Below are 15,436 nucleotides of genomic sequence, written 5' to 3' on the forward strand. Positions count from 1 at the left end.
TTGACACCAATCACTCGCCCTGAGGCTCTTGCCGAGATCGGCCGGGCCCCAGCGCAAGGACCGGGATCATGAGAACGGGTTCCCTCTGCGCCTGCCTGCTGGCCTGCCTGGCCGCCACCGCCACGCCCGTGGCGCTGGCCGATGGCGCTCCCTCCTTTGCCGGCAAGGACAGCGACCTGATGCGCCTGGACAACGGCATGGTGCTCGAGGGGCGCGACATCGAGACGCCTGACGGCTACACCTCCGGCTTCCGGCTCATCGCAGGCTTTACCCCGCTGCGCCTTCCCCGGCTCGATCTGGCCGCCGAATTCAGCTATCGCGAAAGCGACGAGGTGCCCACCCGGCTGGGCGACAACAGCCTGCTGGTCAACTCGATCAGCCTGGGCGGCAGCCTGATGGCCGGCGTGCGCATCGGCCAGCTCGGACTCTACGCCAAGTCCGGCCTGGCGGGCTGGGAGGGCGACGCGGTGATACCACGGGATGCCCTCAATACCACCGGCACCACCCGAGTGACTGGCCTCGGCGCCCGTCTGGAGTTCAACCACCTGGTCAGCCGTCTGGAGTTCGAGGAGTTCGACGCCCCGGACATGGCGCATCTCAACCTCTTTACCGCCTCGCTGCACTATCCCTTCTAGAAAGCTGCAAGCCAGCCCACCCCCAAACGAAAGGAGCAAGCCAAGGGTTTCCTTGAAACTTGCTCCTTTTGGCTTGTCGCTGGCCGAAGGCCCTAGGCTCTGTCCGAAAACTGCCTACGCTCGGTCATACCGCGTTAAGAATCAGCTCATACGCGAGCCCGGTCCGTCTTTTCGCTGATTTTTGCCTTGTCTGTCCTTCGCTCGCCGACTTCTCTAACAAAGCCTAGCCGGTGTTGCGCAGCCCCGCCGCGATGCCCGCCATGGTGACCATCAGCGCCCGGGACAGGTCGGCGCTGATCGCCCCGTCGGCGTCCCGGTTGCGCTGCAAGAGCTCCGCCTGCAGGCCATGCAGCGGGTCGATATAGGGGTTGCGCACCGCGATGGCCTGGCGAATCAGCGGGGTCTTCTCCAGCAGCTCCTGCTGCTCGAGGACCTGCAGCACCACCTGGTGAAGCCTGCCGAAACGCTCGCGCAGCCGCTCGCCCAGCGCCTTGAGCGCCGGCTCGTCCACCAGGCGGTGTTCATAGTAGGCCGCGATGCCCACGTCGGCCTTGGCCAGCAGCATCTCCAGCATGTCCAGGTAGGTGCCGAAGAAGGGCCAGCTATCGCGCATCTCCTGGAGCACCTCCAGGCCACCCTCCTCCTCCAGGCGCCGGGCGAAGGCCTCGCCGCTGCCCAGCCAGGCGGGCAGCATCAGCCGGATCTGGGTCCAGGCGAAGATCCACGGGATCGCGCGCAGCGTCTCGACGCCACCGTCCTGACGACGCTTGGTGGGGCGCGAGCCCAACGGCAGCCGCCCCAGCGACCCCTCCGGCGTCACCGCCCGGAAGTAGGGCACGAAGTCGGGATCCTCGCGCACCACGCCGACATAGGCACGGTGGGCCACCTCAGCCAGGCGATCCATCTCCTCGCGCCAGCGGGGCTGTGGAGCCGGCGGAGGCAGGAGGGTCGCCTCCAGCACCGCACAGGCGTAGATCTCCATCGAGCGCAGGGCGATCTCCGGCTGGCCGAACTTGAAGCGGATCATCTCGCCCTGCTCGGTCACGCGAAGGCTGCCGTTCACCGACCCGGGCGGCTGGGAGAGAATCGCCGCGTGGGCCGGGCCGCCGCCGCGCCCCACGGTGCCGCCGCGGCCGTGGAACAGGGTCAGGTCGACGCCATGCTGGCGGCACACCTCCACCAGGGTCTCCTGGGCGCGATACTGGGCCCAGGCAGCGGCCAGCTGCCCGGCATCCTTGGCCGAGTCGGAGTAGCCGATCATCACCTCCTGGCGGTCGGCGACGAGGGCGCGGTAGCCAGGCAGTGACAGCAGTCGGTCGATGACGTCGCCGGCATGGTTGAGGTCGTCCAGGGTCTCGAACAGCGGCGCGATGGGCAGCTTGACCTCGCCCCCCACCTCCTTCATCAGCAGCGCCACGGCCAGCACGTCGGAGGGCTGCCCCGCCATGGAGATGATATAGGTGCCCAGCGCCTCGGCCTGCTCGCTGGCGATGGCGCGGAAGGTGTCGATCACCTCCCGGGACTCCGAAGAGCACTCCCAGCGGCGCGGAATCAGCGGGCGCCGCGAGGCGAGCTCCTCGAGCAGGAAGGTCTGGCGCTGCTCCTCGCTCCAGTCACGGTAGTGGCCGAGGCCGAGCCCATCGGTGAGCTCCTCCATCACCTGGGCGTGGCGCCCCGCCTCCTGACGGATGTCAAGCTTGGTCAGAGTCACGCCGAACACCGCCACCCGACGCAGGGTATCGAGCAGGGCGCCGTTGGCGATGGTGTCGAGGCCCACGTCGCACAGCGAGCGGTAGCAGGTCAGCAGCGGCGCAAACAGCTGATCGCGGCTCTCGATGACCGGCCCACCGTCGAAGGGCTTGCCGTCCAGGCAGGCCTTGGCCCAGTCGCGAGTCGCCTCGACCCGGGTCAGCAGCCGGCGCAGCAGCTCACGATAGGGCTCGGCGACATCCCCGACCTCGGCCTTCAGGGCGCTGTTGGCCTTCCACATGGAGAGCTCGGCCTTGAGCTGCTCCAGGTCACGCAGGTAGAGGTCGGCAGCCATCCAGCGTCCCAGCAGCAGCACCTCGCGGGTGACCCGGGAGGTGACGTTGGGGTTGCCGTCACGGTCGCCCCCCATCCAGGAGGCGAAGCGGATCGGCGCCGAATCCAGCGGCAGCCGCTCGCCGGCGGTCTCCAGCAGCAGGTTGTCGAGGTCGCGATGGAAGTCGGGCACCGCCTGCCACAACGAGTTCTCGATCACCGCGAAGCCCCATTTCGCCTCGTCCACCGGGGTGGGACGCTCGTGGCGGATCTCGTCGGTATGCCAGGCCTGGCTGATCAGCTCCTCCAGGCGCCCCTTGGCCCGAACTCCCCGCTCGGGGTAGTCGCCGGAGGACTCGATGGCGGTGAGGCAGTCGTCGATGGCATCGTACTTCTGGATCAGGGTGCGGCGAATGACCTCGGTGGGGTGGGCCGTGAGCACGAGCTCCACGCGCATGGCGGCCAGGGTCTCCACCAGCTTGCGCGGCGTGTTGCCGGCCTCGCGGGCGCGGGCCAGCAGTTCACTGAGCACCGGTTGGCTGCCGGGGCGGTAGTCCTCCACGCGGCGAAAGCGCGCCCGGTAGTGCTGCTCGGCGATATTGGCCAGGTTGAGAAACTGGTTGAAGGCGCGGGTCACCGGCAGCAGGTCGCGGTCGGGCAGGCGACGCAGGTAGTCGATCAGCTCGCGCTGGCTGGTCTCGTCGCCCTGGCGACCGCGCTTGGCGAAGCCGCGGATGGTCTCGATCTTGTCGACGAAACCGGCACCCAGGTCATCGGCGATGGTGCGCCCCAGGCTGTCGCCCAGGACACGAACGTTGTCGCGCAGGGATTCATGCAGGTCGTGGCTCATGGCCCAGAGTCTCCCGGAGTCGCTCCCGCCGTCGCGGGAGATGAGAAGGGGGGGGTGGAGTCGGCGGCGGAGTGCTCGGCGGCCTTGGCGGCCTGCCAGTGGCGCTCCATGAGGTCGAGGCCGGCCTCCTCGAGGGCCAGGCCCTCGGCGATCAGGGCCGCCTCCAGATGGCGGAAGCGGCGCTCGAACTTGGCGTTGGTGGCGCGCAGGCACTGCTCGGGGTCGGCCTTGAGGGTGCGCGCCAGGTTGGTCACCGCGAAGAGCAGGTCGCCCACCTCCTCGGCGGCGTGCTCGCGGTCGCCGGCGGCCAGCGCCTCCTCGACCTCGTCGAGCTCCTCGCGGATCTTGGCGATCACGCCCCGCGCATCGGGCCAGTCGAAGCCGACCCGGGCGGCGCGCTTGGAGAGCTTGGCGGCCCGGGAGAGCGCCGGCAGGGTGCGCGGGACGTCGTCCAGCACCGACGCCGCGGCGGGTTCTCGCCTCGCGGCGGGTTCGGCCAGGGCGCGTTCGGCGCGCTCCTCGGCCTTGAGGCTCTCCCAGCGGGAGTGGACCTGGGCCGTCTCGACCTCCTCGGCGGAGACGCCCGGCGGGCGACGCGATGCCAGGGTGCCGTCGGGGAAGACATGGGGATGGCGGCGCAGCATCTTCTCGGTCAGAACGTGCACCACGTCGCCGAAATCGAAGCGCCCCTCCTCGTCACCGAACCGGGCGTAGTAGACCACCTGGAAGAGCAGATCGCCGAGCTCCCCGGGCAGCTCCTCCCAGGCCCGCCGTTCGATGGCATCGGCGACCTCGTAGGCCTCCTCGAGGGTGTGGGGGACGATGGAGTCCCAGTCCTGCCTGAGGTCCCAGGGGCAGCCCTGCTCGGGGTCGCGCAGCACGGCCATGAGGGTCAGCAGGTCGTCGAGGTCATGGCGGCGACTCATGAGCCCTTCCCCTTGCGCTTGCCGGCCTTTCCGCCGCTGCGCAGCCGGCGCACCTCGATCACGTTGGAGAGCTGCTGGATGCGCGAGAAGAGCCGCCCCAGGGTCTCCAGGCCATCCACCTCCACGGTGATCTGCATGCGCGCGATGCCGTCGTCAGTGTCGGTCAGGGTGTTGACCGCCAGCACGTTGACCTTCTCGTTGCCGAGCACGCCGGTGACATCGCGCAGCAGGCCGGAGCGGTCCCAGGCCTGCACCTCGATATTGACCGGGTACTGGGTGCGCGCCCGCTCGCCCCACTCCACCTCAATGATACGCTGGGGCTCGTCGAGACGCAGCTGCAGGATGTTGGGGCACTCCTGGCGGTGCACGGTGACCCCGCGCCCCTGGGTGATGAAGCCGACGATGGGCTCCCCTGGCACCGGGTGGCAGCAGTTGGCCATGCTGGTCTTGAGGTTGCCCACCCCTAGCACGGTAATGTCACTCTGTCCGGCCTTGCCGGGCGAGCGCTTGGGCTTGGCCAGCAGACGGTCGAGCTGCTCCTGGTCGTCGTTCTCGCCGAACAGCTGCTGGGCCTGGTGCAGCACCTGGCCGATGCGCAGGTCGCCGGCGCCGAGCGCCGCGTACATGTCATCGGGGGTCTGGTAGTTGACCTTGCGCGCCAGGGTATCGAGGTCCATGTCCTCGAGATCGAGGCGCTTCATCTCGCGCTCGAAAAGGGCGCGACCCTCCTCCAGGTTCTGGTCGCGGGCCTGGTGCTTGAACCAGGCCTGGATCTTGGCCCGGGCGCGGCTGGTGCGCACGTAGCCGAGGCTGGGGTTGAGCCAGTCGCGGCTGGGCCCGCCCTTGCTGGCGGTGAGGATCTCCACCTGCTGGCCGGTCTTGAGCCGATAGGTGAGCGGCACGATGCGGCCGTTGACCTTGGCGCCGCGGCAGCGGTGACCCACCTCGGTGTGTACCCGGTAGGCGAAATCGATGGGGGTGGCGATGCGCGGCAGGTCGATGACGTGGCCGTCGGGGGTAAAGACGTAGATGCGATCCGGGGCCACGTCGCTGTTGAGCCCCTCGCTGAGGTTGCCGATGTCGCCGACCTCCTCCTGCCACTCGAGCACCTGGCGCAGCCAGGCGATCTTCTCCTCATAGCTGGAGCTCTTGGCCTTGGTGTCGTGGCCCTTGTAGCGCCAGTGGGCGCAGACCCCGAGCTCGGCCTCCTCGTGCATGGCGAAGGTGCGGATCTGGATCTCCAGCACCTTGCTCTCGGGGCCGAGCACCGCGGTGTGCAGCGACTGGTAGCCGTTCTTCTTGGGGTTGGCGATGTAGTCGTCGAACTCGTTGGGCACGTGGTGCCAGCGCGAGTGCACCAGCCCCAGCACGGTGTAGCAGTCGGCCACCTCGGGTACCAGGATGCGCACCGCGCGAATATCGTGCACCTGGGAGAAGTCGATGCGCTTGCGCTTCATCTTCCGCCAGATGGAGTAGATATGCTTGGCGCGGCCGTCGACGTCGTAGCGGGTGATGCCCTGGGCCTCCAGCATGCCCTTGAGGGCCTCGACCACCTCGGCGATGTAGCGGTCGCGATCGACGCGCTTCTCGGCCAACTGGCGGGCGATCGCCTTGTAGTCGTCCTCGTGGAGGTAGCGGAAGGAGAGATCCTCCAGCTCCCACTTGAGGTGACCGATGCCCAGCCGGTGGGCCAGGGGCGCATAGATGTCGAACACCTCCCGGGCCACGCGCAGCTGCTTCTCGCGGGGGGCGTCCTTGACCTGGCGCAAGGCGCAGGTGCGCTCGGTGATCTTGATCAGCGCCACCCGCACGTCGTCGATCATGGTCACCAGCATCTTGCGCAGGTTGTCCTGCTGGTCATGCTGGCCCATCTCGTGGCTGGGCGTCTGGGAGGCGCTGATCGCCGCCATCTGCAGCACGCCGTCGATCAGGCCGGCGACCTCGCGATCGAACTGCCGGGTGATGGCCGGCAGGTCGATCAGCCCCTCGCGCACCGCCCGGTAGAGCACCGCGGCCACCAGGGTGGCCTGGTCGAGCTTCAGCTCACCGAGGATATCGGCCATCTCCAGGCCCATGCGGAAGCTGGAGCCATCGGCCAGCCAGCGACGGTGGGGCCGGTCGGACTCGCGCTCCAGGCGCTCGGCCAGGAGGCAGGCCTCGCGCAGCTGGGCCGGGTCGCGCAGCTTGACGTCTTCCTGCAGGCGCTCGATCCAGCGTTCGATGTCGACGCGCCCCGTGTCGGTCAGCGGCTGGTCCTCACGGACTTTAACCATCGGGCGTAGCTCCTTGCGGCTGCCGTTCTGCAGACGGGTGCTCGAACAGCAGCATCGATTCCAGGTGTGAGGTATGCACGAACATGTCGGCCACCGCGAGTCGCGTCAGCCGATAACCGCCATGCACAAGGCGTGCCGCATCCCGCGCCAGGGTGGACGGATCACAGGAGACATAGAGCACCCGCGGCACCGGGGCGGCCACCAGCGCCCCGCAGACGGCATCGGCGCCATCCCGCGGCGGGTCCAGCAGCAGGGCATCCGGCATGGCCTCGGCCAGCAGGGCCTGCACCGCCGCGGCATCGTTGAGGTCGGCCTGGCGGGCCGTCACTGACTGGACCCGCGCCGACGGATTGAGGCGGACGTTGTCGGCCAACCGCTCGACCATGGCCGGGCTGCCCTCCACCGCCGTCACCCGGGCCCCGGCGGAGGCCAGCGGCAGGCTGAAGTTGCCGACACCGGCGAACAGATCCAGCAGCGACACGCCGTCAAGCCCCTCGAGCCAGGCCAGGGCGGTGGCCACCATCTGCCGGTTCACCTCGGCGTTGGCCTGCAGGAAGTCGCCCGGTGCGAAGCCCAGGGTCAGCTCCCCCTCGCCGCCAGACGCACCAGGGGCCGATGGCACGCGACAGCTCAGCGCCGGCGCCGGGGTCAGCCAGGTCAGCGCCGGCGACTCGCGCCCAGCCAGCCAGGCCTGGTGCAGGCCGTGCTCGGCGGCGAAGGCCTGCCAGGCCTCGCGGTCCTGGGCATGCTCCTTGAGCTGGCGAACCACCAGCACCGGCCCCTGGTCGCTGTCGAGCAGCTCCAGATGCCCCACCTGGCGCGGCGCCGAGAGCGACGCCACCTGCTGGTGCAGGGGCGCCAGCAGGGCGTCGAGGGCTGGCACCAGGATGGTGCAGTGATCGATATCCACCAGGCGATGGCTGTGGCGAGCGCGGAAGCCGAGGTGCACCTGCCTCTCGGCGTCGACCTTGACCCCGAGCCGGGCGCGGCGGCGATAGCCGCTGGCCTCCCCGGCCAGCAGCTCCGGTGCAGCGGGCGCCTCGACGCCCTGGCGGGCGAGCAGGTCGAGAAGCACCGCCTGCTTGTGGCGACGCTGGGCAGACACGGCCAGATGCTGGAGGTCACAGCCGCCGCAGCGGCCGAAGTGGGCACAGGGAGGCGCGACGCGGTCGGGCGAGGCCTCGAGCACCTCGCGCACATGGGCCTCATCGAAGCGCTTGCGGGTGCGGTGCACCGCCGCCTCGACCCGCTCTCCGGGCAGCGCCCCCTCGACGAACAGCGCCTTGCCGGCGGCGTCATGAGCCAGCCCGCGGCCGTCGTGGGCCAAGCGCTCGATGGTCACCCCCGGGGACGGCTCCTCGCTGCCCGCGTGCTCACCGGGAATGCCCCGGGGCGCCTGGCGCCCCTGCAGGCCCGAGACCCCAGACCGTTCACGGCGCGGCCGCCGCTTGCCCAGCATCGCCATCTCAGGCCTCCGGGGCGAACAGGCCGGTGGAGAGGTAGCGGTCGCCGCGGTCGCAGACGATGAACACGATCACCGCGTTCTCCACCTCCTCGGCGACGCGCAGGGCGCCGGCCAGAGCACCGCCGGAGCTGACCCCGGCCAGGATGCCTTCCTCCCGGGCCAGGCGGCGCATGTGCGCCTCCGCCTCGTGCTGGCCGATGTCCAGAACCCGGTCGACCCGGCTTGCGTTGAAGATGCTCGGCAGGTACTCCGTCGGCCAGCGGCGAATCCCGGCGATGCTGGCCCCGTCCTCGGGCTGCAGGCCGATGATCTGCACCTCGGGGTTGCGCTCCTTGAGCGCCTGGGAGACCCCCATGATGGTGCCGGTGGTACCCATGGAGCTGATGAAGTGAGTCACCGTGCCGGCGGTCTGCTCCCAGATCTCGGGGCCGGTGCCTCGATAGTGGGCCAGGGGGTTGTCAGGGTTGGCGAACTGGTCCAGGCGTTTGCCCTCGCCGCGCGCCAGCATTGCCTCGGCCAGGTCGCGGGCCTCCTCCATGCCCCCCTCCTTGCTGACGGTGATCAGCTCGGCGCCGAAGGCCGCCATGGCCTGCTTACGCTCCTCGGAGGCGTTCTCGGGCATGATTAGCACCATGCGATAGCCCTTGATGGCGGCCGCCATGGCCAGCGCGATGCCGGTATTGCCCGAGGTCGCTTCCACCAGGGTGTCACCGGGGCGGATCTCGCCGCGCGCCTCGGCCTGCTCGAGCATGGAGAGAGCCGGGCGATCCTTCACCGAGCCGGCGGGGTTGTTGCCCTCCAGCTTGGCCAGCAGGATGTTGTTGCGGCCGGCGGTGATGCGCTTGAGGCGGACCAGGGGCGTGTTGCCGACGACCTCCTCGAGGGTGGGAAAATGCATGCAACCTTCCTTGTGGAAACGGGTTTTCAGCCATTATATCCCTGCCACCCCGGGGTGGACAGGCATCCCCCGCGGCTGTGTCATACTGGGGACTGCCACCTGCAGAGAGCCTGTCGATGTCCCTGAAGTTCCGCCTGCTGATGACCGGCCTGGTCGTCCCCTGGCTGCTGATGCTGCTGATTGCCGCCACGACCCTGTCGCTGCACCGGTCGCACCACGACGAGCTGCTGCGGGCCCGCCTCGATCACGCCATTGACCTGCTCGCGCCCCAGCTGGGCAGCCCAGATGATGCCCTCCAGAGGGAGGCCACGGCGGCGCGGCTGCTGGAACTCGACGAGGTTCGCGCACTCGGCATCATCGATGCCCGGGGCGAGACGCTGCTGCAGCTGGGCCGGCTGCGCTCACCGCCCGGCCTGCCGCGCGACGGCCACCGGCACCTCGAACAGCAGGCCACCGAATGGCGACTGCAGACGCCGCTGTCCGGCACCGAACCGACCTGGCTGGTGCTCGACGTGGATGCCAGCCGGCTGCTGCTCGACCACTATCGCCAGATCGGCCTGACGGCCCTGCTGCTGGGGATCGCCGCCCTGCTGCTGGGGGGATTGACCTTCGCCACCCACCGGCGCCTCTCCCCTCCCCTGCGAGCCGTGGATGAGGCCCTCTCCCGACTGGCCCGCGGCGAGAGCCCCCCCGAGCTTGCCCCCTCACCCGGCGAGCTGGCCGGCCTCACCGAACGGGTCAACGCCCTGGCCAGCCACCTGGCCCGGGCGCGCCTGGAGACGCAGCGCCAGATCGAGCAGGCCACCGCCGAGCTCGAGGAGTCCATGGAGACCATCGAGGTCCAGAACATCGAACTGGACATCGCCCATCGCCGCGCCGTGGAGGCCAACCGCATCAAGTCGGAATTCCTGGCCAACATGAGCCACGAGATCCGCACCCCGCTGAACGGCATCATCGGCTTCTGCCGCCTGCTCGACCGCTCGCGGCTGGAGCCGCGTCAACGCGAATGGCTGGAGCACGTCCAGCGCGCCTCCAGCAACCTGCTGATGCTGGTCAACGATGTGCTCGACTTCTCCAAGCTCGAGGCCGGGCGCCTGGAACTCGAGCGCCTTCCGCTGGACATGGTGGCCCTGGTGGATGAGGTGCTGGGCCTGCAGGCACCGCTGGCCCATCAGAAGGAGCTGCAACTGCTGGGCCTGGTCTATGACGATGTGCCCAGCGTGCTCACCGGCGACCCGATGCGCATCCAGCAGGTGCTCACCAACCTGGTGCACAACGCGGTGAAGTTCACCCGCCAGGGCGAGGTAGTGGTACGGGTGATGGTGGAGCAGGCCGACCCCGGCCGCGTCATCCTGAGGATCAGCGTCACCGACACCGGCACCGGCCTCTCCCCGGAGCGCCAGCGCCGTCTATTCCAGGCCTTCCACCAGGCCGAGCCCAGCCACTCCCGGGAGTTCGGCGGCAGTGGGCTGGGGCTGACAATTTGCCGCCAGTTGGTCGAGCAGATGGGCGGCGAGATCGGCGTGGAGAGCGAGCCCGGCCAGGGCGCTACCTTCTCCTTCACCCTGCCGCTGGAGGGCAGCGACCTCAGCGAGCGCCCCCCCGAGCTTGAGCTCGACGGGCAGACGGTCCTGATCGAGGAGCCCCACCCCGCCACTCGCCGCGCCCTGCGCCATCTCTTTTCCCGCTGGGGCGCCCAACCGCTGGACGACACGACCCCGCCACCGCAGAACGCGTCTACGGCCCTGCTGGTTGCAAGCCTGCCCCATACGCCGCTGACCCCGGAGGAGGCGTCGGCATGGCAGCGCCGACTGGCCGAGCTTGACTGCCCGACGCTGCTGCTGGCCAATGCCAGCCCGCTCGACCTGCCCAGCCTGCCGCTGCCCCACGGCGGCGAGATCCTCGCCAAGCCGCTGGCCAGGGCCACCCTGGCCAGCGTCGTGGCGAGCCTCCTGGACGCAGGCGAGCGTTCGACACAGGCCGCCCCGCAGGAGCTGTCGCCCCCCTCGGTGCTGCGCCTGCTGGCGGTGGATGACACCGAGTCGAATCGTCTGCTGCTGCGCGAGCTGGTGGCAGGCCCGGGCATCGAGGTCAGCCTGGCCGCCAGCGGCGAGGAGGCCCTGGCGCTGGCCCGACAGCACCCCTTCGACCTGGTGCTGATGGATATCCGCATGCCCGGCATGGACGGCGTGGCCGCCACGCAGGCGCTGCGCCGCCTGGGCGGCCCCTGGCGCACCACCCCGGTGGTGGCGGTCACCGCCCACGTGCTGGAGGAGGAGCGCCACCGGTTGCTGGCCAGCGGGCTGGATGATGTGCTGGTGAAACCGCTGGACGCCACCGAGCTGCGCAGCGCCCTGCACCGGCATCTGGATGTCGCCCTGCCGGAGGGCGACGAGACCGCCTCGCCACCGCGGGAGGAGGCGCCCGTGCTGATCGCCGATGACGGCGAGCTGCCCACGGTGGACCTGGAGCTCGGCGCACGGCTGGCAGGGGGACGGGTGGCGCTTGCCAGGGAGCTGCTGGAGCGCCTGGCGGGGGGGCTCGACGACAATGAAGCCGCCCTGCGCCGCGCCCTGGAGGAGGGCGACGACGAGGCGCTGCTGGACGGCATCCACGCCCTCAACGGGGCCTGTCGCTACTGCGGGGCCCCGCGGCTGGGGCTGATCGCCGAGTCCCTGGAGACCCGGCTGCGCACCCGTGGCCGGGAGGCAGTGATACCGCTGATGGATGACCTCTTCGCCGCCATGGCGGACCTGCGCGACTGGGCGAAGCCGCAGGCCAGGCCCGGCGACAGCTAGCCTTCCAAGACCACGAAGGCGATGGCCAGGGCCTCCTCGTCGCTGATCGACAGGTGTGTCGCCCGCACCCCGGCGGCCAACGCCATCTCGTGGGCCTTGCCCGACAGCAGCAGCGAGGGCCGGCCGAGGGCATCGTTGGTGACCTGGATCTCGGTCCAGCGCATGCCAAGCCGCAGGCCGGTCCCCAGCGCCTTGACGAAAGCCTCCTTGGCGGCGAAGCGCTTGGCCAGGAAGGCCGCCGGCGCCGGATGTCCCGCCAGGCGTTCTCGCTCCAGCTCGCCCAGCAGCCGCGGGGCCAGCCGCTCGCCGTGCCGCGCCAGCGCCCGCTCGAAGCGCTCGACCCTGGCGATGTCGGTGCCGATGCCGAGGATCATGGCTCAGTGCTGATGATCATGGTGGTGGTCGTGGTCGTGCTCCTCCAGCGAGGCCACGAAGCCCGCCTCCTGGCCGGCGATGGCCAGCCGCTTCATCTCGGCCACCGCCTCCTTGAGCCCGACGAAGAGCGCACGGGCGATGATCGCATGACCGATATTGAGCTCGTGCAGGCCGGGGATGGCGGCGATGGCCTCCACGTTGTGGTAGTTGAGGCCGTGGCCGGCATTGACGGTGAGCCCCAGTTCCAGTGCCATCTCGACGGCCGCCGCGAGCCGCGCATGCTCCTTGACCGCTGCCTCGCCGGTCACCTCGGCGTAGGCGCCGGTGTGCAGTTCGATCACCGGCGCGCCTGCGCGGGCGGCGGCCTCGATCTGTGACGGCTCGGGGTCGATGAACAGCGACACCTCGCAGCCGGCCGCGGCCAGGCGCTGGCAGGCGGTCTGGATCGCCGCAAAGCCCCCCACCACGTCCAGACCGCCCTCGGTGGTCAGCTCCTCGCGCTTTTCGGGCACCAGGCAGACGTGGGCCGGGCGTACCTCCTCGGCCAGGCGGATCATCGCCTCGGTGACCGCCATCTCCAGGTTCATGCGGGTGTTGAGCACCTCGGCCAGCAGGCGCACATCGCGCTCCTGGATGTGCCGGCGATCCTCACGCAGATGCACGGTGATGCCATCGGCGCCGGCCTCCTCGGCCAGCAGCGCCGCCTGAACCGGGTCAGGGTAGCGGGTACCGCGGGCCTGGCGCAGGGTGGCGATATGGTCGATATTGACGCCGAGCAGGAGTCGGGGGGGATGCATGGCACGATCCTTGGATATGCGGGAAATCAGGAGGTAATCAGTGTAACCCAGCCCGGCGGCGCTCGGCAAGCTGGACCATCAGCTCCCGGGAGCGCAAGGGGCGGGCGCCCAGCAGCGGCGCCAGCGCCGCCCGGGTGACCGCCTTGGCGGGGCCCGCGAGCCCCGGGGCGTCCCAGTCCCCGGCTCCCAGCAGGCGCAGTGTGCGGCCATCCAGGCCGGGCTGGCCGGGGCGAAAGGCGCGGGTGGCCGCATCCAGCACATAGCGGGCCTGGGGGTCCAGCTCGCCGCCGTCCGGGGTGGTGAAACGCGGCAGGGCGTCCAAGGCCTCGAGCAGCGCCACCTCGAGGCGACGCAGGCCGGCGGCGCGGGCGTTGGGGCGCGGCAGGGCCTCGAGCAGCGCCGCGTAGAAGGCGAACACCTCGGCCACCGGCAACTCCACCGGCAGGGTGCGGGTGAGCAGCTCGTTGGCATAGAGCCCGCAGAGCAGCCCCTCGCCGGCCAGCAGCGCCGCTGACCCACGGCTCTCCATGAGGCGCAAGCGCTTGAGCTCCCCCTCGCCCGCCCAGGTGAGGTAGAGCGGCGCGAAGGGCTGCAAGCGCCCCCGGGAGCGGGAACCGGGGCGCTGCACCCCCTGGGCCACCGCCCGCACCCGCCCGTGGTGCAGGGTCAAAAGCTCCACCAGGGCGCTGGTCTCCCGGTAGGGGCGCCGGTGCAGCAGGAAGGCCGGTTCGGGCGTCATGGCGCCTCAGTCGAGGTTGTAGCCCAGGCTCTTCAGCGCCCGCTCGTCGTCGGACCAGCCACGCTTCACCTTGACCCAGAGATTGAGCATCACCTTGGCACCGAAGGCGCGCTCCATGTCGAGGCGCGCCTCGCGGCCGATGCTCTTGATGCGTTCGCCGTTCTCACCGATCAGGATCTTCTTCTGCCCCTGGCGCTCCACCAGGATCAGGGCGCTGATGTGTACCACCCGCCCCTCGTCGCGAAACTCCTCGATCTCCACGGTCATCTGGTAGGGCAGCTCGTCGCCGAGCTGGCGCATCACCTTCTCGCGTACCAGCTCCGCCGCCAGGAAGCGCTGGCTCTTGTCGGTCACCTGGTCCTCGGGGAAGAAGTGCACGCTCTCGGGCAGGTGCCTGGCCACCTCGGCCTCAAGCTCCGGCACGTTGGTGCCGTGCTTGGCGGAGATCGGCACGATGGCGGCGAAGTCGCGCCGGGCGCCGACCTCCTCGAGCCAGGGCAGGAGGCTCGCCTTGTCCTGCAGCCGGTCGACCTTGTTGACCGCGAGGATCACCGGCGCCGTGACGTGCTCGAGGCGCTGCAGCACGATCTGGTCCTCGTCGCTCCAGCGGGTGCGGTCGATGATGAACACCACACAGTCCACGTCACGCAGGGCCTGGGTCGCCGCCTGGTTCATGAAGCGGTTGATCGCCTTGTTGCGATCCTTCGCCATGATATGGATGCCGGGCGTGTCGACGTAAATGAACTGCGTCTCCCCCTCGGTCTTGATGCCCATCACCTGGTGGCGGGTAGTTTGGGGACGCCGCGAGGTGATGGAGATCTTCTGGCCGAGGATACGGTTCATCAGCGTCGACTTGCCGACGTTGGGGCGACCGACGATGGCCACGAAGCCGCAGGTCTGGGTCATGGTCGTGCTCCCTGTGCGTTGGCCCTGACGGGTTCCAGCAGGGCCAGGGCCTTCTCGGCGGCCTGCTGCTCGGCGTGGCGCCGACTGGCCCCCTCGCCGGTGGTGTGCTGCTCGAGCATCTCCACGTGGCACTCCACGGTGAAGGTCTGGGCGTGCGCCTCGCCCTCCACGTTGACCACCTCGTAGCGGGGCAGCGGCACCTGACGGGACTGCAGGAACTCCTGCAGGCGGGTCTTGGGGTCCTTCTGGGTATCCTGCAGGCTGGTGTTCTCCAGCCGTGCCGCATACCAGGAGAGCACGCGACCGCGCACCGCCTCCATGCCGGCATCCAGGTAGATGGCACCGATCACCGCCTCCACGGCATCGGCCAGGATCGACTCGCGGCGATGGCCGCCGCTCTTCATCTCGCCGGAGCCGAGCCGCAGGTGCTCGCCGAAGCCCATCTCGCGGGCCAGCTCGGCCAGAGTCTGGCCCTTGACCAGGCGCGCACGCAGGCGCGAGAGCTGCCCTTCTCGGGCGTCCGGGAAGCGCCGGAACAGCGCCTCGGCGATCACGAAGTTGACAATGGAATCGCCGAGGAACTCGAGGCGTTCGTTGTTCTGCCCGCCGACGCTGCGATGGGTCATGGCCAGTTCCAGCAGGGCGGGATCCCTGAAGGCGTGGCCGAGGCGTCGGCTGAAGGCGTTGAGGGAGTGGCTCACGAATATCCTGTTGTCTGATGTCTTGTCGGCGCCGATGCGGCCCGCGTACGA

Annotated in this window: 12 protein-coding genes; 2 read left to right on the forward strand and 10 right to left on the reverse strand. The window is 69.7% G+C overall.

The window, feature by feature from the left end; translation table 11 throughout:
• The first annotated feature begins 68 nt into the window (after nt 1–68).
• Nucleotides 69–635: a hypothetical protein gene (locus D1793_RS10970; protein ID WP_205527540.1), complete on the forward strand. Its 567-nt coding sequence runs from the start codon at nt 69–71 to the stop codon at nt 633–635.
• 223 nt (nt 636–858) lie between these two features.
• Here the strand turns inward: D1793_RS10970 and ppc are convergent, their stop codons facing one another.
• Genes ppc through cysM form a run of 5 tightly spaced genes read right to left on the reverse strand, consistent with a single transcriptional unit; the run spans nt 859 to nt 9,069 of the window.
• Nucleotides 859–3,507: a phosphoenolpyruvate carboxylase gene (gene ppc / locus D1793_RS10975; protein ID WP_119022205.1), complete on the reverse strand. Its 2,649-nt coding sequence runs from the start codon at nt 3,505–3,507 to the stop codon at nt 859–861.
• Nucleotides 3,504–4,433 (reverse strand): nucleoside triphosphate pyrophosphohydrolase, encoded by a 930-nt coding sequence (gene mazG, locus D1793_RS10980; protein WP_119022206.1) that lies wholly within the window; start codon nt 4,431–4,433, stop codon nt 3,504–3,506. The genes ppc and mazG overlap by 4 nt, the downstream gene beginning before the upstream one ends.
• On the reverse strand, nt 4,430–6,706 hold the full coding sequence (relA, locus tag D1793_RS10985) for a GTP diphosphokinase (RefSeq protein WP_119022207.1): 2,277 nt from the start codon (nt 6,704–6,706) through the stop codon (nt 4,430–4,432). The genes mazG and relA overlap by 4 nt, the downstream gene beginning before the upstream one ends.
• Nucleotides 6,699–8,171 (reverse strand): 23S rRNA (uracil(1939)-C(5))-methyltransferase RlmD, encoded by a 1,473-nt coding sequence (gene rlmD, locus D1793_RS10990; RefSeq protein WP_119022208.1) that lies wholly within the window; start codon nt 8,169–8,171, stop codon nt 6,699–6,701. The genes relA and rlmD overlap by 8 nt, the downstream gene beginning before the upstream one ends.
• 1 nt (nt 8,172) lies before the next feature.
• Complete coding sequence (cysM, locus tag D1793_RS10995; RefSeq protein ID WP_119022209.1) at nt 8,173–9,069, reverse strand: cysteine synthase CysM; 897 nt, start codon at nt 9,067–9,069, stop codon at nt 8,173–8,175.
• A 116-nt stretch (nt 9,070–9,185) separates the two neighbouring features.
• On the opposite strand from cysM, the gene D1793_RS11000 reads away from it, so the two are divergent.
• Complete coding sequence (locus D1793_RS11000) at nt 9,186–11,867, forward strand: ATP-binding protein (protein ID WP_119022210.1); 2,682 nt, start codon at nt 9,186–9,188, stop codon at nt 11,865–11,867.
• On the opposite strand, the gene acpS is transcribed toward D1793_RS11000, so the two are convergent.
• From acpS to rnc, 5 genes are read right to left on the reverse strand one after another with little or no spacing between them, the layout of a single operon-like run.
• A complete protein-coding gene (gene acpS, locus D1793_RS11005; RefSeq protein ID WP_119022211.1) occupies nt 11,864–12,241 on the reverse strand; it encodes a holo-ACP synthase in 378 nt (125 codons plus the stop codon). The two genes, D1793_RS11000 and acpS, sit on opposite strands and share 4 nt — an antisense overlap.
• A 3-nt stretch (nt 12,242–12,244) precedes the next feature.
• The gene (pdxJ, locus tag D1793_RS11010; protein ID WP_119022212.1) at nt 12,245–13,039 is read right to left on the reverse strand and encodes a pyridoxine 5'-phosphate synthase; all 795 of its coding nucleotides are present in this window, start codon (nt 13,037–13,039) and stop codon (nt 12,245–12,247) included.
• A 37-nt stretch (nt 13,040–13,076) separates the two neighbouring features.
• Nucleotides 13,077–13,778 (reverse strand): DNA repair protein RecO, encoded by a 702-nt coding sequence (gene recO / locus D1793_RS11015; protein WP_119022213.1) that lies wholly within the window; start codon nt 13,776–13,778, stop codon nt 13,077–13,079.
• A gap of 6 nt (nt 13,779–13,784) precedes the next feature.
• Nucleotides 13,785–14,684 carry a GTPase Era gene (gene era, locus D1793_RS11020; protein ID WP_119022214.1) on the reverse strand — a complete coding sequence of 300 codons (900 nt, stop codon included), beginning with the start codon at nt 14,682–14,684 and terminating at the stop codon, nt 13,785–13,787.
• Nucleotides 14,681–15,385: a ribonuclease III gene (rnc, locus tag D1793_RS11025; protein WP_119022215.1), complete on the reverse strand. Its 705-nt coding sequence runs from the start codon at nt 15,383–15,385 to the stop codon at nt 14,681–14,683. Before rnc ends, era begins: the two co-directional genes overlap by 4 nt.
• Between the last annotated feature and the right edge of the window lie 51 nt (nt 15,386–15,436).

This window comes from Halomonas sp. JS92-SW72 (assembly GCF_003547075.1).
Lineage (GTDB): Bacteria > Pseudomonadota > Gammaproteobacteria > Pseudomonadales > Halomonadaceae > Halomonas > Halomonas alkalicola.